At 70.2% G+C, this 17,021-nt stretch carries 17 protein-coding genes; 8 read left to right on the top strand and 9 right to left on the bottom strand.

Annotated elements, in window-relative coordinates; all coding sequences use genetic code 11:
- Window positions 1-86 precede the first annotated feature (86 nt).
- From EU555_RS04370 to EU555_RS04350, 5 genes are all read right to left on the bottom strand, one after another.
- Window positions 87-236, bottom strand: a complete 150-nt coding sequence (locus EU555_RS04370; RefSeq protein ID WP_082173034.1) for a DUF1127 domain-containing protein — start codon at window positions 234-236, stop codon at window positions 87-89.
- Window positions 237-666: 430 nt separating this feature from the next.
- Window positions 667-1,638 (bottom strand): S1C family serine protease, encoded by a 972-nt coding sequence (locus tag EU555_RS04365; protein ID WP_135413312.1) that lies wholly within the window; start codon window positions 1,636-1,638, stop codon window positions 667-669.
- Window positions 1,639-1,823: 185 nt separating this feature from the next.
- On the bottom strand, window positions 1,824-2,831 hold the full coding sequence (locus tag EU555_RS04360; protein WP_135413310.1) for a transporter family protein: 1,008 nt from the start codon (window positions 2,829-2,831) through the stop codon (window positions 1,824-1,826).
- A gap of 354 nt (window positions 2,832-3,185) precedes the next feature.
- Window positions 3,186-6,170: an excinuclease ABC subunit UvrA gene (gene uvrA / locus EU555_RS04355; RefSeq protein WP_135413308.1), complete on the bottom strand. Its 2,985-nt coding sequence runs from the start codon at window positions 6,168-6,170 to the stop codon at window positions 3,186-3,188.
- 196 nt (window positions 6,171-6,366) lie between these two features.
- Window positions 6,367-6,831 carry an Lrp/AsnC family transcriptional regulator gene (locus EU555_RS04350; protein WP_135413306.1) on the bottom strand — a complete coding sequence of 155 codons (465 nt, stop codon included), beginning with the start codon at window positions 6,829-6,831 and terminating at the stop codon, window positions 6,367-6,369.
- 166 nt (window positions 6,832-6,997) lie between these two features.
- On the opposite strand from EU555_RS04350, the gene EU555_RS04345 reads away from it, so the two are divergent.
- Window positions 6,998-8,008 carry a 1-aminocyclopropane-1-carboxylate deaminase gene (locus EU555_RS04345; protein WP_135413495.1) on the top strand — a complete coding sequence of 337 codons (1,011 nt, stop codon included), beginning with the start codon at window positions 6,998-7,000 and terminating at the stop codon, window positions 8,006-8,008.
- Between the two features lie 175 nt (window positions 8,009-8,183).
- Here the strand turns inward: EU555_RS04345 and EU555_RS04340 are convergent, their stop codons facing one another.
- Window positions 8,184-9,044 (bottom strand): glycoside hydrolase family 25 protein, encoded by an 861-nt coding sequence (locus EU555_RS04340; protein ID WP_425375085.1) that lies wholly within the window; start codon window positions 9,042-9,044, stop codon window positions 8,184-8,186.
- A gap of 202 nt (window positions 9,045-9,246) precedes the next feature.
- Between EU555_RS04340 and EU555_RS04335 the strand changes: the two genes are divergently transcribed.
- The 3 genes from EU555_RS04335 (at window position 9,247) to EU555_RS04325 (ending at window position 10,557) form a co-directional block, all read left to right on the top strand.
- On the top strand, window positions 9,247-9,690 hold the full coding sequence (locus tag EU555_RS04335) for a DUF488 domain-containing protein (RefSeq protein WP_135413302.1): 444 nt from the start codon (window positions 9,247-9,249) through the stop codon (window positions 9,688-9,690).
- Between the two features lie 80 nt (window positions 9,691-9,770).
- The gene (locus EU555_RS04330) at window positions 9,771-9,977 is read left to right on the top strand and encodes a hypothetical protein (protein WP_135413300.1); all 207 of its coding nucleotides are present in this window, start codon (window positions 9,771-9,773) and stop codon (window positions 9,975-9,977) included.
- A gap of 7 nt (window positions 9,978-9,984) precedes the next feature.
- Window positions 9,985-10,557, top strand: a complete 573-nt coding sequence (locus tag EU555_RS04325) for a Fic/DOC family protein (RefSeq protein ID WP_135413298.1) — start codon at window positions 9,985-9,987, stop codon at window positions 10,555-10,557.
- 87 nt (window positions 10,558-10,644) lie between these two features.
- Here the strand turns inward: EU555_RS04325 and EU555_RS36815 are convergent, their stop codons facing one another.
- Both EU555_RS36815 and EU555_RS36810 read right to left on the bottom strand, forming a co-directional pair.
- Complete coding sequence (locus EU555_RS36815; protein ID WP_135413296.1) at window positions 10,645-11,754, bottom strand: glycosyltransferase family 4 protein; 1,110 nt, start codon at window positions 11,752-11,754, stop codon at window positions 10,645-10,647.
- Complete coding sequence (locus tag EU555_RS36810) at window positions 11,751-12,641, bottom strand: UDP-2,3-diacylglucosamine diphosphatase (RefSeq protein WP_135413294.1); 891 nt, start codon at window positions 12,639-12,641, stop codon at window positions 11,751-11,753. The genes EU555_RS36815 and EU555_RS36810 overlap by 4 nt, the downstream gene beginning before the upstream one ends.
- 268 nt (window positions 12,642-12,909) lie before the next feature.
- On the opposite strand from EU555_RS36810, the gene EU555_RS04310 reads away from it, so the two are divergent.
- The 4 genes from EU555_RS04310 (at window position 12,910) to EU555_RS04295 (ending at window position 16,297) form a co-directional block, all read left to right on the top strand.
- The gene (locus EU555_RS04310) at window positions 12,910-13,890 is read left to right on the top strand and encodes a DMT family transporter (RefSeq protein WP_135413292.1); all 981 of its coding nucleotides are present in this window, start codon (window positions 12,910-12,912) and stop codon (window positions 13,888-13,890) included.
- 138 nt (window positions 13,891-14,028) lie between these two features.
- Window positions 14,029-14,733 (top strand): thiamine phosphate synthase, encoded by a 705-nt coding sequence (thiE, locus tag EU555_RS04305; protein ID WP_245524133.1) that lies wholly within the window; start codon window positions 14,029-14,031, stop codon window positions 14,731-14,733.
- A gap of 13 nt (window positions 14,734-14,746) precedes the next feature.
- The gene (gene thiD / locus EU555_RS04300; RefSeq protein ID WP_135413288.1) at window positions 14,747-15,547 is read left to right on the top strand and encodes a bifunctional hydroxymethylpyrimidine kinase/phosphomethylpyrimidine kinase; all 801 of its coding nucleotides are present in this window, start codon (window positions 14,747-14,749) and stop codon (window positions 15,545-15,547) included.
- 129 nt (window positions 15,548-15,676) lie between these two features.
- The gene (locus EU555_RS04295) at window positions 15,677-16,297 is read left to right on the top strand and encodes a helix-turn-helix domain-containing protein (RefSeq protein ID WP_135413493.1); all 621 of its coding nucleotides are present in this window, start codon (window positions 15,677-15,679) and stop codon (window positions 16,295-16,297) included.
- A 41-nt stretch (window positions 16,298-16,338) separates the two neighbouring features.
- Here the strand turns inward: EU555_RS04295 and EU555_RS04290 are convergent, their stop codons facing one another.
- The gene (locus EU555_RS04290; RefSeq protein WP_135413286.1) at window positions 16,339-16,974 is read right to left on the bottom strand and encodes an ABC-type transport auxiliary lipoprotein family protein; all 636 of its coding nucleotides are present in this window, start codon (window positions 16,972-16,974) and stop codon (window positions 16,339-16,341) included.
- Window positions 16,975-17,021 lie beyond the last annotated feature (47 nt).

Here is a 17,021-nt window from a genome sequence, read left to right as displayed (position 1 = left end):
GCGCGAGACGATCGGTGGCCGGAGGGCCGTAATCGACTTGGGTACGCTGGACTCGGTGACGCGGGTACTTGGTCCTGTGGTGACGCTTACGCGACCGAGCGGGCGATGCCCTGGATCTCGAACCGGCTGATGCCGAGATCGTCGAGCTCGCGGTCGGACAGACGCGACAGCTCGTGCACGGTCTCGCGGTAGCGGAGGTAGGAGCGGATCTTGCTGAGGATGAGAGAGACGAACATCGGTTTTGACCTCTGAACAGGCATCCGGTGCGAACCGTTTCGGCACCGACCGCCTGTTTCTGTTGCAACGCACCATATGGGAAATGGCTGCGCTGATGGGAGGCGAGGTCGCGTAAGCCAGCCATGCACGAGTCACATGCAGCGCGCAGGGAATCGTCAACCAACCCCTGTGCCTGCCGATTTGGCAGCACTCTGGCGCATGACGCGCAGGGATTCCTGGGCTTTAGGCATTATGCTGCACACGCGAAGTGCGGCGGCGCGGGGGCCGGCTTTCTGCGTGCCGCGGCGGGCTGAGCGCAACGATGCGGCAGCCGATGGCGGCCCGATGTGCAGTGCGTTGGTGAGCATGGGGCGCCGGCCGGCGAAGGTGTGTCGAGAGCCGGGACAGCCCCGCAAAAGGCGCGAGGAGAGGCCTGCGCCCGAGCGAGGCTCAGTGCAGCCGCGGCGCCACAAGGAACGTCGCACGATCCGCCGAGACCACCGGCACGCTCAGGGTCCGGCCGTCCCGGTGGATGGTGAGCGGCACGGCGACGCCGGCCGGCCCGAGGGCCCAGACGGCGCGGAGAAAACCCGCCAGGTCCTTCACCTCGGTCTGGCCCACCGCCAGCAGGATGTCGCCGGCGCGCAGATCGGCGGCCTCGGCCGGGGCGCGGGGCGAGAGGCCCATCACCACGACCTGGTCGTCCATCTCGGTGGCGTAGAGGCCGAGCCAGGGGCGCGGCGGGCCGGCGACCCGGCCGAGGGTCGTCAGGTCGGCGAGGATCGGCTTCAGGAGGTCGATCGGGACCGCCATGTTGATGGCGCGGCTGTCGCGGCCGCTCTGCTGCAGCTGCAGCGAGCCGATTCCGGTGAGCTCGCCGGCCGCGCCGATCAGCGCCGCCCCGCCCCAGTGCGGGTGGGAGGGCGCGGTGAAGATCGCCTCGTCGAGGAGATATTCCCAGTAGCCGGCGAATTCCTGCCGGGCGACCACTTCCGCGGCGACGGCCCGGGAGCGGCCGCCGGCTCCGGCCATCACCAGCCGGTCGCCGATGCGGAGGGACGCGGCGCTGCCGAGCGCCAGGTGAGGCAGGTCGAGGCGGCCGAGCGCCTGGACCAGGCCGAAGCCGGTGGCGGCGTCGTAGCCCACCACGTGCCCCTGCGTGGTGCGACCGTCATGGGCGGTGAGCCAGACGCTCTCGGCCTCGGTGATGAGGTAGCCGATGGTGAGCACCAGGCCGTCCTCGCCGATGACGACGCCGTTGCCGGCCCGCTCGGTGCCGAGGATCTCGGCGGTGTAGGCGCCCTCCGGCACCCGGGCCGACAAAGCCACGACGGCGGTCAGCGTGCGGTCGAGGTCGTAGGAATAGGCGGCCGGGCGGGGCTGCACCGCGGAGGGGATCTTCCAGTCGCCGGGCGCCGCCATGATGGTCTCCTGACGGGGTCCGAGCGCCCCGTGCCGTCTCTCGTCCGGCGGGGATCGTCGCCCCGCCCGTTCGCTCCCGTTATAGGTCGCGCGACCGCGCCCGACAGGCGGCGGCCGGCAGGACGAAGGACGCCCGGCTCGCGGAGCCGGGCGGGAGGAGGGGGTCTCGTCGCGGGTCGGAGGCTTCAGTACTTGCGCACCAGCGGCGCCGGGATCGGCGGGGGCTCGGCCGCCGCGACGGTGTAGAGCGGGGCGATGACGCGGAACCACCCCTCGGTCGAGTAGGCCTCGCGGTTGGTCGGCAGGCCGGTGGCAGGCGAGATCTGCCGCGCCGAGGTGGCAACGTCGCGGGCGACCCACGCCTGGACGGAGAACTTGCCGAAATCGTATCCGACGAGGCCGCCGAGGGCGAAGCGACCGCCGCCGCCGCCCACCACCGTGCCGCAGGTGGCGAAGTTGCCGGCGCAGGGAGCGCCGAGGGGAAGGGGGCCGCGATTCGGCAGGTTGGCGGTGCCGTACCCGATGGCGCCGATCTCGAACTTGCCGAACTTCTTGGTCGCGGTCAGGTCGAGGTTGAGGGCGTCGGTCGGGAACTGGCTGCCGAAGAAGCCCGGGATGCCGTTGCGGCCGCCGAAGCGGGCCGGAACGTCGTAGAAGTTGTAGGTGAGGTTGGCGGTGATGTTCCAGCCGTCGCCCGTGTAGCTGATGCCGAAGCCCTGGCGGTAGGTGTTCGAGGCCAGGATCGGGAGGCCGCCGCCGCGGCCGGCATTCAGCTCGTTGAGGTACACGCCGGCCAGGTAGCTGACGCCGACATTGTTGCCGAGATCCCAGGCGAAGATGCCGCCCAGGAAGGTGCCGACATTGATGCTGGTGTCGCGACCGCCCGCCGCGCGGGAGAAGGTGAAGACCGTCGGCGGGGCGATCACCGCCTCGAAGCGGGCGCCCAGAACCTTCCAGGGCGTCGACCAGACCAGGACCGGGACGTTGACGGCGGTGTCGGTCGAGGTCGCGTTCGGGCCGTCGGGGCTGCGATACGTGAAGGTGTTGATCGCGTAGACGCCCTCGGGCAGCGGCGCACCGATCGCCAGGCCGACCTGCTCGCCCGGCACCGTCGTGGTCTGCGCGTAGGCCCCATTCGCCGTGACGCCCAGCGACAAGGCGGCCGCCCCCGCGGCCAGCCAGGATTTGACCATGGTTTTTCCTTCCCTAACAAACGCAGGGCGGGATCTCGCAGAACATCACGCCAGATCTGCGCGCACTCTGCAGTGCGCTTGAATCGGCACGGCTTGAGGCCCGTTTCCCGCCCATCGGCACAGTCTGAACACCGATAGTGTTCTGCCAAAACGGTCCCGAGCGCCAGCCCTCTGCTCGGCGGAAAGGCAAACGACGAACGAGCGTTGCGCAAATGACGCAATTTTGTCCTGCACCAAAGAATTTGTACTTTGGTACAACCGCCGCGTGACCGGACGAAAATCGTCGGCTTGGTGCGGCGCACAAGCGGCTTTCGCACCCGTGCGACCGCAATTCGCAGGTGTTTTGCCGGAAAACTACTCGGCGGCCTGCTTGCTGGCCGCGGCCTTGCGGGTCCGGGCGGCCCGGGGGGCGGCTGCCGGTGCGGCCGGGCGGCGGGCCAGGACCTCGCGCAGGAAGCGGCCGGTATGGCTCTCGTCCGCGGCCGCGATGTCCTCCGGCGTGCCCTGCGCCACGATGGTGCCGCCGCCGTCGCCGCCTTCCGGCCCCATGTCGATCACCCAGTCGGCGGTCTTGATGACTTCGAGGTTGTGCTCGATCACCACGACGCTGTTGCCCTGGTCGACGAGCTCGTGCAGCACCTCCATCAGCTTGGCGACGTCGTGGAAGTGCAGGCCGGTGGTCGGCTCGTCGAGGATGTAGAGGGTGCGGCCGGTGGCGCGCTTCGACAGCTCCTTGGACAGCTTCACGCGCTGGGCCTCGCCGCCCGACAGCGTCGTGGCCTGCTGGCCGACCCGGACGTAGCCGAGGCCGACCCGGGCCAGGGTCTCGAGCTTCTCGCGAATCGCCGGCACCGCCTTGAACAGCTCGGCCGCCTCCTCGACGGTCATGTCGAGGACGTCGGCGATCGATCGCTCGCGATACTTCACCTCCAGCGTCTCGCGGTCGTAGCGCTTGCCCTTGCAGACGTCGCAGGTGACGTAGACGTCGGGCAGGAAGTGCATCTCGATCTTGATGACGCCGTCGCCCGAGCAGGCCTCGCAGCGCCCGCCCTTGACGTTGAACGAGAACCGCCCGGGCTGGTAGCCGCGCGCCTTGGCCTCGGGCAGGCCGGCGAACCAGTCGCGGATCGGCGTGAAGGCGCCGATATAGGTGGCGGGGTTCGAGCGCGGGGTGCGGCCGATCGGCGACTGGTCGATGTCGATGACCTTGTCGAGATGCTCCAGCCCCTCGATGCGGTCGTGGGGCGCCGGGTGCTCAAGGGCGCCGTTGAGCTTGCGCGCCACCGCCTTGTAGAGCGTGTCGACCACGAGGGTCGACTTGCCGCCGCCCGAGACCCCGGTGATGCAGGTGAAGGTGCCCAGCGGGATCGCGGCGGTCACGTCCTTCAGGTTGTTGCCGCGGGCGCCGACGAGGCGCAGGGTCTGGACCTCGCCCTTCTCCTTGGCGGCCGGGTTCTGCTTGCCCTTCCGGCGCATCTTCGGCACCCGGACCGAGAGCGCGCCGGTGAGGTACTTTGCGGTGAGCGAGTTCGAATCGGCCAGAAGTTCCTTCGGCGTGCCTTGCGCCACGATCTGCCCGCCATGGATGCCGGCGCCGGGGCCGACATCGACGACGTAGTCGGCCTGCAGGATCGCGTCCTCGTCGTGCTCGACCACGATCACCGAGTTGCCGAGGTCGCGCAGGCGCTTGAGGGTGCCGAGCAGCCGCTCGTTGTCGCGCTGATGCAGGCCGATCGAGGGCTCGTCGAGGACGTAGAGGACGCCGGTCAGCCCCGAGCCGATCTGCGAGGCGAGCCGGATGCGCTGGCTCTCGCCGCCCGACAGCGAGCCGGAGCCGCGGGCGAGCGTCAGGTATTCGAGGCCGACATCGACCAGGAAGGTCAGCCGGTCGCGGATCTCCTTGAGGATGCGGGCCGCGATCTCGTTCTGCTTCTGGGTCAGGTGCTCCGGCAACTCGCCGAACCAGCGGTGGGCCTCGCGCACCGACAGCACCGTGGCGTCGCCGATGTCGAAGCCGGCGATCTTGACCGCCAGGGCCTCGGGCTTCAGCCGCTTGCCGCCGCAGGCCGAGCACGGCGTCTCGGCCATGAACCGGCCGATCTCCTCGCGGGCCGCGTCGCTGTCGGTCTCCTTGTAGCGCCGCTCCAGGTTCGGGATCACGCCCTCGAAGGGCTTGGAGACCTCGTAGGCACGCAAGCCGTCATTGTAGGCGAAGCGGACCTCGTCGCCATCCGAGCCGTAGAGGACCACCTGGCGGGCGGCCTCGGTGAGCTTGGCCCAGGCCACGTCGGTGCGGAAACGGTAGTGCCGGGCCAGCGCCTCCAGGGTCTGGCCGTAATAGGGCGAGGTCGACTTCGCCCAGGGCGCGATGGCGCCGCGGGAGAGGCTCAGGGCCTCGTCGGCGATGACCAGCGTCGGGTCGATCCGCATCTCGTGGCCGATGCCGCCGCAGGTCGGACAGGCGCCGAAGGGATTGTTGAAGGAGAAGAGCCTGGGCTCGATCTCAGGGATGGTGAAGCCGGAGACCGGGCAGGCGAAGCGGGACGAGAACGTGATCGGGTCGGGCGCCTCGGCCCCCTCCGGCGCGTCCGCGAAGGCGACCACCGCGATGCCGTCGGCGAGTTCGAGCGCGGTCTCGAACGAATCGGCCAGCCGCGAGGCCATGTCGGCCCGCACCACGATCCGGTCGACCACCACGTCGATGTCGTGCTTGAGCTTCTTGTCGAGCCTCGGCACGTCGTCGATGGCGTAGTACTCGCCGTCGATGCGCAGGCGCTGGAAGCCCTTCTTCTGGAACTCGGCGATCTCCTTGCGGTACTCGCCCTTGCGGCCGCGCACCACGGGGGCCAGCAGGTAGAGCCGGGTCTTCTCGGGCAGCGCCAGCACCCGGTCGACCATCTGGCTGACGGTCTGGCTCTCGATCGGCAGGCCGGTCGCCGGCGAGTACGGGATGCCGACCCGCGCCCACAGGAGGCGCATGTAGTCGTAGATCTCCGTGACCGTGCCGACCGTCGAGCGCGGGTTCTTCGAGGTGGTCTTCTGCTCGATCGAGATCGCCGGCGACAGCCCGTCGATCTGGTCGACGTCGGGCTTCGCCATCATCTCGAGGAACTGGCGGGCATAGGCCGAGAGCGATTCGACGTAGCGGCGCTGCCCCTCGGCGTAGATGGTGTCGAAGGCGAGCGACGACTTGCCGGAGCCGGACAGCCCGGTGAACACGACCAGCTTGTCGCGCGGGATCGTCAGGTCGACGTTCTTCAGGTTGTGCTCGCGGGCGCCCCGCACCGCGATCACGCGGCCCTCCGCGGACCGGTCGAAGAGCTTGTCGAGAGAGGCCATGCAGGAAGGCTCCGGGCCGACGACGACACGGCCAGGCTTGATGGGATCCGGGGACCGGCCGGGAGCCCGCGATGCCCAGAACCCTGTCGCGAGACCACTGCCGATCGTGAGGTGACCAGATGGGGCGCGGGAGCTCCCGAGCCAAGTCTGGGACAAGGACTAGAACAAACTGCGTACAGCGGCAACCGCCGCGTTGTCACAAGCTGAGCGGCGCGTTGTCGATCACCTCCTTCATGACGAAGAAGGTCCGGGTCTGGCGCACCCCGGGCAGGGCGATCAGCGTCTCGCTGTGCAGCCGGTTGAAGTCGGCCATGTCGGAGACGCGGATCTTCAGGAAGTAGTCGAAGTCGCCGGCGACGAGGTGGCAGTCGAGCAGCGTCGGCATGGCGAGGGCCGCGGCCTCGAAGGCGGAGAAGCTCTCGGGCGTCGAGCGGTCGAGGACGACGCCGACGAGGACCAGAGAGCCGCGTCCGACCTTCTCGGGCGCCACCACGGCGCGCACGCCGCGGAGAAACCCCTCGTCGAACAGGCGCTGGGTGCGGCGATGGCAGGTCGCCGGGCTGGTGTTTACCCGCCGGGCGAGATCGGCATTGCCGATCCGGCCATCCTCTTGCAGCGCACGAAGAATTTTCACGTCGATGCGATCGAGCCCATCGGGCATGAACGATCCTTCCGCACAACCGCCTCTATGCGGAAGGTTCTATCACGCCATCAATCCTCGCGGCGCCCCACGCGTCGAAAATCGCGCAATTTCGAGAGCACCTTCCGCCCGATCGCGGGTACCTTGGCGGCGGCTTCCACCCGAGGACCCCGCGATGATCCCGTCGATGCTGTCGCAGTTCGAGCGCTACCCCCTGACCTTCGGGCCGACCCCGATCGAGCATCTGCCGCGCCTGACCGCCCATCTCGGCGGCGACGTGCAGATCTACGCCAAGCGCGACGACTGCAACTCGGGGCTGGCCTTCGGCGGCAACAAGCTGCGCAAGCTCGAATACATCGTGCCGGACGCGATCGCCTCGGGCGCCGACACCCTGGTGTCGATCGGCGGCGTGCAGTCGAACCACACCCGCATGGTGGCGGCGGTGGCGGCCAAGATCGGCATGAAGTGCCGGGTGATCCAGGAGGCCTGGGTGCCGCACGAGGACGCGGTCTACGACCGGGTCGGCAACATCATGCTGACGCGGATCATGGGCGCCGAGTCGCAGCTCGTCGATGACGGCTTCGACATCGGCATCCGCGACAGCTGGAAGCGGGCGATCGAGGACGTGAAGGCGAAGGGCGGCAAGCCCTACCCGATTCCCGCCGGCGCCTCGGTGCACAAGTTCGGCGGGCTCGGCTATGTCGGCTTCGCCGAGGAGGTGCGCCGGCAGGAGGCCGAGATGGGCCTCCACTTCGATTACGTTGTCGTCTGCACCGTCACCGGCTCGACCCATGCGGGCATGCTGGTCGGCTTCAAGCCCGACGGCCGGGCGCGGAACGTCATCGGCATCGATGCCTCCTGCACCCCGGCCCAGACCAAGGCGCAGGTGCTGGAGATCGCCCGGAACACCGCCGCCCTGGTGGGTGCGGGCGAGATCGTCGCGGACGACGTGGTGCTCAAGGAGGACTACGCCTATCCGGTCTACGGCGTGCCCTCGAAGGAGACCGTGGAGGCCATCCGCCTCGCGGCCCGGCTCGAGGCGATGATCACCGACCCGGTCTACGAGGGCAAGTCGATGCAGGGCCTGATCGACCTCGTGCAGACAGGCTTCTTCCCGAAGGGATCGAAGGTGCTCTACGCGCATCTGGGCGGCGCGCCGGCCCTGAACGGGTACAGCTACACGTTCCGCAACGGGTGAGCGGCTACGATCTGCCGCTTATCCTTCTCGCAACCTCATCCGAGATGCTGGTCGATTTTCGATCGCCAGCACCTCAGGATGAGGTCGCGAGTGGGATTGACGATCCCGCAGCGACGAAGCCCGGCCGCATCCCGCGCGCCGGGCTTCGTCGTCTCCCGTCACCGCACCGCCGCGGTCACTTGTCGGTGCACAGGCCCGCGGCCGAGAGACGGCGGTGGTGGCGCGGGTCGCAGTCGGTGGCGAGGAACGAGGCCCACTCGGCCTGGGTGCCGTAGAAGGCGTTGCGGTCGACGTCGCCGCGCACGCCCGGCACCCGGCCGGTCGAGGTGAACTGCCACAGCATCCAGTCGCGGTTGGCGTAGCGCTGCTCCGGCTCGGCGGCGGTCGAGCGGACCCAATGGGGATAGTCCGGCAGCTCGCCCTCCAGCACGTCCTTGTGGAAGGTGATGTCGGTGTAGATGATCGGCCGCTTGCCGGTATAGGCCTCCATCTCCCGCAGCATGTACTCGGTCATGGCCAGGGCCTGGGCCTTGGGCAGCTTCTTCGGGCAGGTCTGGGAGTGGCCGTTCCATTCGACGTCGAGGACCGGGGGCAGGGCGGTCGGGTCGTTGGGGACGTTGCGCTTGAACCAGTCCATCTGGTCCTTGGCCGAGCGGCACCAGAACACGAAGTGGTAGGCGCCCCGCGGCACGCCGGCCCGGCCGGCGCCGTCCCAGTTCTCGCGGAACCGGTCGTCGATGTGGTCGCCGCCCTCCGTGGCCTTGATGTACGCGAACTGGGTGCCCGCGCCCTTCACCGAGGTCCAGTCGATCGGACCCTGCCACTTCGAGACGTCGATCCCCTGGATCGGGTGCTGCTTGGCCCGGGCGACGCCGGGATGGGGCTTCACGTCCCCCTTGGTCGGGTAGAAATCGGCGCCCCCGCCGGCGCAGGCGGTCAGTGCGGCAAGGCTCGCCGCGGCGAGCGCGCGCTTGCCCCAAGTCAAGCCCCGCGACAGGGCGGAGGACCATGGGGCGGGGGTGACGATCGACTCCATCGGCATCGGGGCGCGACCTGGCTTGACGCGGAACACTATGGCTATTCGATGCGGTGGGGCCGGTTAATGGAAGCTTGACGGGATCTGAACGGAATTCCGAAAACCGTGGCGCGAAAGCCACGTGGCGGCGGCCCGGGGCTCGCCCGGGCCTCGGCCATCGGGCATAAGCCACGGGCGAGGCTGACATTTGTCGAGGCGTGGCGTGGCCAAGGTTCTGTTCACCATCGGGTACGAAGGCGCCGATTCTGAGCGTTTCGCCGCTTCCCTGCGCGGGGCGGGCGTGGCGACCCTAGCCGATGTGCGGGCGGTGGCCCTGTCGCGCAAGCGTGGCTTCTCGAAGAGCGCGCTCGCGGCCGGGATGGCCGAGGTGGGAATCGGGTACCAGCATCTGCGCAGCCTCGGCACGCCGAAGGCCGGCCGCGAGGCGGCCCGCGCCCACGATGCCGGGCTGATGCGGCGGATCTACTGCGACGAGGTTCTGGACACCGCCGGCGGGCAGGCCGCCCTCGACGAGCTGGCGGCCCTGGCGGCCGCCGGGCCGACCTGCCTGCTGTGCTTCGAGCGCGACCCGGAGCGCTGCCACCGGCGGGTGTTGAGCGAGCGGCTGGCGGGAAGAGGGTTCGAGGTGGTGGATCTGTTTACGTGAAGCGGCCGGAACCGCTCGCCGAAAGGAGTTGGGCCGGCGAGCGTGATGTCAGGCGCCGCTCGATGTGCTAGCCTGATGACATGAGCAAAGCGCGCGCCGACAAGTCGGGAAAGCAGCACACGAAGCGTGTCCTCGGGCTCGAGGCTTTTGAGAAGATCAGCGCCGTGGAGGGGATATATTTGACTGCGGAAATGAAGCGCGATCTCCTCTCTTTCGAGGAACGTGGTATGAGTTCTGAGGAGCGCACGCAATTCATTGCCGAGAAATACGGGCGCAAGCCAGCATGACCGTATTATGTACGAGGCTATCTCCGATCCGTATTGCTATTCCGGCTCGACTGTCCTCATCAATATTCCTGGCCTGACCGCGCGGGCCGAGCTGGATCGGTTCGAGGCAGTCGCGACCGCTCGCCGCTTCCAAGAGCCAATGCCGGCAGGACGCTGGGGTTTGCGGCATTACTGCACCATCCATCACCATATTTTTCGAGATGTCTATTCGTGGGCAGGCCGGTTGCGCACGGTGCGCATCTCCAAGGGCGACAGTGTTTTCTGCTACCCGGAACGCATTGACGCCGAGCTGCGCCGTGTGTTCACCGAGCTTCGGCGGAACAATGTGGTGCGCCAAAGAGATAGGGCGGGCTTCGTCACCGGCGCCGCTCACGTCCTCGCAGACTTGAACGCCATCCATGCCTTTCGTGACGGCAACGGCCGCGCGCAACTCGCGTTCATGACGTTGCTCGCGGCGCAAGCCGGACACCCGCTCGATCTCAAGCGACTCGATCCGCCTGCATTCCTTTCAGCCATGATCGCCAGCTTCCAAAGTGATGAAGAGCCACTGAAGGCTCAGCTCGCAAACCTTATCGCATGACCAGATGCCGTCCTGCTGGTCGGAGCCACTCCCTGACGGTCGAATTCCACGCGACATGGTTGAGCGGACGAGCCGATGCAGGCTGGGTCAGCCCTCACCCACCCGCGGCATCGGCGCCGGGGCCTCGCCCGGCAGGGCCCGCAGCAGGCCCGGCCGCCGGCGACGCTGCGCCGGCACGCCCTCGGCGTGGGCGGCCTCGATGTTGCCGTAGAACTGGTCGGCGCTCGCCTCCCAGGTGTAGCGCAGAGCCTCCGTGCGGCACGAAGCCCGGGGGATGGTGAGCGCCGCGCGGGCCGCCGCACCGAGATCGTGGTCGAGGATGCCGGCCGCGGTGCCGCCGATCACGTCGAGGGGGCCGGTGACCGGGTAGGCCGCCACCGGCAGGCCGCTCGCCAGGGCTTCGAGCAGCACGATGCCGAAGGTGTCGGTCAGGCTCGGGAACACGAAGGCGTCGGAGGCCGCGTAGACCCGGGCCAAGGCCTCGCCGGTCAGCGTGCCGAGGAAGCGCGCGCCGGGATCGATGCCGGCGAGCCGCGCCCGGTCCGGCCCGTCGCCGACGACGAGCTTGGTGCCCGGGAGAGCGAGGCGCAGGAACGCCTCGACGTTCTTCTCGACCGCGAGCCGGCCGACGAACAGGAGGAACGGGCGGGGCAGCCCGGCCAGGGCCTCGGGCGGCGCCTCGCCGTCGCGGGGGCGAAACAGCGTGGTGTCGACGCCGCGGGTCCAGCGCATCAGCCGGGTGAATCCGCGGGAGGCCAGGTCGCGCTCCAGCGAGGGCGTGCTCACCATCGTGCCGCTCGCGGCGCCGTGGAACCGGCGTAGCCAGGCGTAGCTCCAGCGTTCCGGCACGGGCAGGCGGGCGGCGAGGTATTCGGGGAAGCGGGTGTGGTAGCTCGTGGTGAAGGGGCGCCCCTGCGCCAGGCAGACCCGGCGGGTGGCGAGCCCGATCGGCCCCTCGGTGGCGATGTGGACGTGGGTCGGCGCCAGGGCCGGGAAGCGGGCGGCGGCGCCGCGGGCGGTCACGAGCGACAGCCGGATCTCCGGATAGCCCGGCAGCGGCACGCTGGCGAAGTCGAGGGGCGTCAGCATCACCGGGTCGTGGCCGCGCCGGCGGCCCGCCGCGACCATGTGCTCGAGGGACCGCACCACGCCATTGACCTGGGGGTGCCAGGCGTCGGTCGCGACGAGGAGCCTCACGCGACCGCCCTGGCGCTGGCGGTGCCGGCGGCCGGGTGCTCCGGCAGGGTGCGGGCGGCGGGCGCCAGCTCCTCGACCGGGGCGACCGGACGGCCCTGGGAGGTGAGGGGAAGCGCCGCCTCGGCGTTCGCCCGCGTCCACTCGGCGAAGCGGATCACTTCCATCGCGCCATCGTAATGCTCGACCACCGCCGTGCAGGATTCGACCCAGTCGCCGGTGTTGAGATAATGCATGTCGCCGACCATGCGGCTCGCCGCGTGGTGGATATGGCCGCAGATCACCCCGTCGGCCTCGGCCCGGCGGGCCTCGGCGATCAGGAATTCCTCGAAGCGGCCGATGAAGTTGACGGCGTTCTTCACCTTCAGCTTGGCCCAGGCCGAGAGCGACCAGTAGGTCAGGCCGAGGCGCCGGCGGACCCAGTTGAGGTGGGTGTTGACGAAGAGCGCCGCCGTGTAGGCGCCGTCGCCGAGCAGCGCGAGCCAGCGGGCATGGCGCACCACGAGGTCGAACTGGTCGCCGTGGATGACGAGGTAGCGCTTGCCGTCCGCCGCCTCGTGCAGCACCTGGTCCTGGATCTCGATGCCGCCGAAATGCATGTCGAGGAAGTCGCGCAGGAACTCGTCGTGGTTGCCCGGCACGTAGACCAGGCGCGAGCCCTTGCGCACCTTGCGCAGCAGCTTCTGCACCACGTCGTTGTGCGCCTGCGGCCAGTACCAGCCTGAGCGCAGCTTCCAGCCGTCGACGATGTCGCCGACCAGATAGATCTCGTCGGCATCCACCGCGCGCAGGAAGTCGAGCAGCAGCTCGGCCTGGCATCCCTTCGTTCCGAGGTGGATGTCCGAGAGGAAGAGGGTTCGCACGCGAAGCGCGTCGGCGTCCTCGGCCACGTGCAATCTCCTTGGCGGCGTCTCGCGCCAGCCAAACCCCATTCGCGTATCACTTTGATGACGCGGGTCCGGATCTCGGGAGCACGGCCGGGGATGAGGGCCGGAATTCGTTGGCGGAGACTTAAAGGCAGCATGCGGATGGCGCAGATCAGCCGCCCGCGGCCGCCCCTATCTCGGCCGTCACGATTCGTGGTTGTGAAGGGTGCGCCTTGGCCGTTCGCCGCCGCGCATTCTCCCCCTTGCGTTCCCCAAGAAAAGCGCCCCGCCCATGGCAGCCCCCCTCGTCGTCCCCGGCCGGTCGGTCACCGGATCTGGCGCGTCGGGTCGCGAGGCCGCCCGACCCTATCTCGGCATCGGGCTCAAGGTTCTCTCGGCGCTGGCCTTCACGCTGATGTCCGCCGGCGTGAAGACGCTGGCCGACCGGTTCCCGACCGGCGAGATCGTCTTCTTCCGCTCCTTCATCGCGATCGCGCCGCTGCTGCTCTGGCTGCGCTGGCAGGGCAGCGTGCGGGACGCGGTGCGGACGCGGAACCTCAAGGGCCATGTGCTGCGCAGCATCATCGGCGCCTGCGGCATGTTCGCGGGCTTCGCCGGCCTCTCGTTCCTGCCGCTCTCCGACGCGGTGGCGATCGGCTACGCCTCGCCGCTCCTCGTGGTGGTGCTGGCCGCGGTCGTGCTGCGCGAGCGGGTCCAGGCCTATCGCTGGGCCGGGGTCAGCGTCGGCTTCCTCGGCGTGCTGATCACGCTCGCGCCCCATCTCGAGTTCGGCGGCGGCGCCGGCGGGGGCACCGGCGCCCTGTTCGCGATCCTGGCGGCGGGCTGCTCGGCGGCGGCCACCATCCAGGTGCGCAAGCTCACCGGGACCGAGCGCACCGGCGCCATCGTGCTCTACTTCTTCCTGTTCACCTCGCTCCTCGGCCTCTCGACCCTGGTCCTCGGCTGGCGGATGCCGGGGCTCGCCGATCTCGCGCTGTTCGTGGTCGTGGGCGTCCTCGGCGGCATCGGTCAGATCCTGCTCACCGAGAGCTATCGCCACGGCGACGCCTCCCTGGTCGCGCCGTTCGAGTACACCACCATGCTGTGGTCGCTGCTGATCGGCTGGTTCGTGTTCGGCCAGCTCCCCACCGCCTCGATCGCGGTGGGCGGCGCCATCGTGGCGGCGGCGGGCGTGTTCGTGGTGTGGCGCGAGCGGCGGCTCGTGGTCGAGCGGGCGCGCGAGGCGGCGGCGGGCGGGGCCCGCGCGAGCTGAAGCCACGACCCGTTGACGCCCGCGCCGCCCGGCCCTTACTCCGGGATGACGAGTTCGTCGCGCCCGCCGTCCCGGGCTCAGAAGGGAAGCGCCCCCGATGCCCGCACGCCCCCGCCCGCGTCCCGCGGGAGCCCGCCCGTGAGTCCCGAGGGCGGGCACGCGACCGTGCCGGTCGACCTGCGGCTCTACGGCCTCCTCGATGTCGGGGTCTGCGGCGGCGATGCCGATCACCTCGCCCGGATGGCGGCGGAGGCCGCGTCGGGCGGATGCACCCTGCTGCAATACCGCGAGAAGACGATCGCCAACGCCCGCGAGACCGTGGCGCGCCTGCGCCGGATCCACGACGCGCTCAAGGGCACCGGGGTGCCGCTCCTCGTCAACGACCGGGTGGATCTCGCGCTCGCCGCCGGCGCCGAGGGCGTGCATCTCGGCCAGGAGGACCTGCACCCGGCCGATGCCCGGCGCCTCCTGCCCCGCGGCGCGATCGTCGGGCTCACCGTCAAGAACGCGGCCCAGGCCGACGAGCTCTACCGGCTGCCGGTGGATTACGCCTGCATCGGCGGCGTGTTCTCGACCACCAGCAAGGACAACCCGGACCCGCCGGTCGGGCTCGACGGGCTCAACCGCATCGTCTTCCGGGCGCGGCTTGCCCGCGGCGCCGGCCTGCCGGTCGGGGCGATTGCCGGGATCGACCGCAGCAACGCGGCCGCGACGATCGGGGCGGGGGCGGACGGGATCGCGCTGATCTCGGCCCTGTTCGGCACCGGCCGCGACGTCGAGGCGCGGGCGCGCGACCTGCGCGCGGTCGTCGACGGGGCGCTGGCGGCGCGGGGGTCGGCATGAGCGGGAGCGCCGCATGATCGCCGTCACGGTCGCGGGCTCGGATTCCGGGGGCGGCGCCGGCATCCAGGCCGACCTCAAGACCTTCTCGGCGCTCGGCGTCTACGGCGCCAGCGTGCTCACTGCCCTGACCGCCCAGAACACACGCGGCGTCCAGGCGATCCACGACGTGCCTCCCGACTTCGTCGCCCGCCAGATCGAGAGCGTCTTCTCCGACCTCGACGTGAGGGCGGTGAAGATCGGCATGCTGTCGCGCGCGGCGGTGATCGCCGCGGTGGCCGAGGGGCTGGCGCGGCACGCCGCCGGCCTGCCCCTGGTGCTCGACCCCGTGATGGTGGCGACGAGCGGCGACCGGCTGCTCGCCGACGACGCGGTCGAGGCCCTGCGCCGCGATCTCCTGCCCCAGGCCGCATTGCTGACCCCGAACCTGCCGGAAGCCGCCGTGCTGCTGGGGGAGGAGATCGCCGGGACCGAGGCGGCGATGCTCGACCAGGGGCGGCGCCTCCTGGCGCTAGGGCCCCGGGCGGTGCTGATGAAGGGCGGCCACGGCGAAGGCCCCGAGAGCGTCGATCTCCTGGTCGGCCCCGGCGACGCGGTCCTGCGCCTGACCGGTCCCCGGATCGCGACCCGCAACACCCACGGCACCGGCTGCACCCTGTCGGCGGCGGTCGCGGCCGGGCTCGCCCGCGGCCTGCCCCTGCCGGAGGCCGCGCAGGACGCCAAGACCTATCTGAGCGCCGCGCTCGCCGCCTCCGGGCAGATCCGGATCGGGCACGGCAGCGGTCCGGTGCACCACTTCCACGCCTGGTGGCGCTGACCGCATCATCCCCCCGGGAATCACCCGACGCGGCCGCATGGACCCTTGCGCGCCCCCCGCGATTGCGTTTGATGGAGCGCACGGGCGTTCGGAATGCGGAACGCCACCAGCAGGGTTCAAGGGCGGGCGATGGGCGTCGAGCGGGGGCGGGAGCGCACGAAGGACCTGGTGACCGGAGCGCAGGTGCTGTCGGGCCAGCTCGGCAAGACCATCCAGCGCCTGCGCAAGGCCTACAACCTGTCGCTCTCGGAGCTCGCCGAGCAGTCTGGCGTCGCGAAGTCGATCATCAGCCAGATCGAGCGCAACGAGACCAACCCGACCCTGGCGACGATCTGGCGCCTGAGCCAGGCCCTCGACGTCTCGATCGAGCGGGTGCTCGCCACCGGCGACGAGGAGCCGTTCATCGAGAAGTCGTCCCGGGCCGACACGCCGATCCTGGTCTCCGACGACGGCCGCATGCGGCTCGCGATCATCGGCTGGATCAAGACCGTCGAGTGGCTGCAATGGTACGACCTCTCGGCCGATCCCGGCGGCGTGCTCGATTCCGACGCCCACCAGCGCGGCTCGGTCGAGTGCCTGTCGGTCACCGAGGGCGAGTTCGAGGTCGACGTGGCCGGCGCGGTGCAGCGGGCGCGAGCCGGCGAGACCCTGCGCTACCGCTGCGACCGCCCCCACACCGTGCGCTGCGTCAGCGAGGCGACGGGGCGCGCCATGATGGTGGTGATCATGAAAGCGGCGGTGATGGAGTGAGCGGCGCCGGCAGGCGACCGTGACCATGGGTGGGCGCGCCCTCACCCCCCCGAGTTGATCCACCGCACCATGTCGGCGAGCACCAGCGACAGCGCCCGGTCGAGGCCGTTCGCCGCGACCGGCGCGCTCACCGCCGCGACCGGCACCCGGGCCTGGAAGATCTTGGCGGCGATCACCGTGCCGCTGCTCTCCTGGATCAGCTTGGCCGAGAGGTCGACCACCGCCTCGCGGGTGCCGGCATTGATGTCGAAGGCGCGCAGGTCGGTGATCAGGATCGTGTCGGCCGCGACCTTGTCGCCCGGCCGGCTCACCGATTTCAGCCGGTTGGCGTTCTCGAGGCTCTGGATCAGCCGGGTCTGGACCAGTCGCGGCAGCCGGTCGGCCCACTGGCCGCCGCCGAGATAGGACACGGCGCCGCCGGGCTCGCGCACGATGATCCGGTCGGCCTCGAAGGGCTGCAGCCCGACCGGCTCCGCCACCACGATCGAGCGGCGCGCCGCGCCGCTGCGGGCCGCACCCGGCAGGGCGGTGAGGTCGAAGGTCGTCGGCGCCGCGCCGCTGCCGCAGGCGCCGACGAGCAGGGCCAGGCCGAGGGCGACGAGCGGTCCGGGCCGGCGGCGGGCGAGGCGCGGCAAGGGGGGCGGCAAGGGGCGCAGCAAGGGGGCCAGGAGGAGCATGGGAGCGGGCGAACCTGCGGGGGACCTGGCCGGGACGGACCCGGAAG

This window comes from Methylobacterium nonmethylotrophicum (genome assembly GCF_004745635.1).
Lineage (GTDB): Bacteria > Pseudomonadota > Alphaproteobacteria > Rhizobiales > Beijerinckiaceae > Methylobacterium > Methylobacterium nonmethylotrophicum.
The sequence above is the reverse complement of the archived record's forward strand: the minus strand, read 5'-3'. Positions and strand labels throughout refer to the sequence as shown.

Bases quoted from the DNA above. Each gene is read 5' to 3' on its own strand.
- EU555_RS04370 (WP_082173034.1), bottom strand. From the start codon at position 236: ATGTTCGTCTCTCTCATCCTCAGCAAGATCCGCTCCTACCTCCGCTAC.
- uvrA (WP_135413308.1), bottom strand. From the start codon at position 6,170: ATGGCCTCTCTCGACAAGCTCTTCGACCGGTCCGCGGAGGGCCGCGTG.
- EU555_RS04360 (WP_135413310.1), bottom strand. From the start codon at position 2,831: ATGGTCAAATCCTGGCTGGCCGCGGGGGCGGCCGCCTTGTCGCTGGGC.
- EU555_RS04325 (WP_135413298.1), top strand. From the start codon at position 9,985: ATGTACGAGGCTATCTCCGATCCGTATTGCTATTCCGGCTCGACTGTC.
- EU555_RS04310 (WP_135413292.1), top strand. From the start codon at position 12,910: ATGGCAGCCCCCCTCGTCGTCCCCGGCCGGTCGGTCACCGGATCTGGC.
- EU555_RS04290 (WP_135413286.1), bottom strand. From the start codon at position 16,974: ATGCTCCTCCTGGCCCCCTTGCTGCGCCCCTTGCCGCCCCCCTTGCCG.
- EU555_RS04330 (WP_135413300.1), top strand. From the start codon at position 9,771: ATGAGCAAAGCGCGCGCCGACAAGTCGGGAAAGCAGCACACGAAGCGT.
- EU555_RS04365 (WP_135413312.1), bottom strand. From the start codon at position 1,638: ATGGCGGCGCCCGGCGACTGGAAGATCCCCTCCGCGGTGCAGCCCCGC.
- EU555_RS04350 (WP_135413306.1), bottom strand. From the start codon at position 6,831: ATGCCCGATGGGCTCGATCGCATCGACGTGAAAATTCTTCGTGCGCTG.
- EU555_RS04345 (WP_135413495.1), top strand. From the start codon at position 6,998: ATGCTGTCGCAGTTCGAGCGCTACCCCCTGACCTTCGGGCCGACCCCG.
- EU555_RS04295 (WP_135413493.1), top strand. From the start codon at position 15,677: ATGGGCGTCGAGCGGGGGCGGGAGCGCACGAAGGACCTGGTGACCGGA.
- thiD (WP_135413288.1), top strand. From the start codon at position 14,747: ATGATCGCCGTCACGGTCGCGGGCTCGGATTCCGGGGGCGGCGCCGGC.
- EU555_RS04340 (WP_425375085.1), bottom strand. From the start codon at position 9,044: ATGGAGTCGATCGTCACCCCCGCCCCATGGTCCTCCGCCCTGTCGCGG.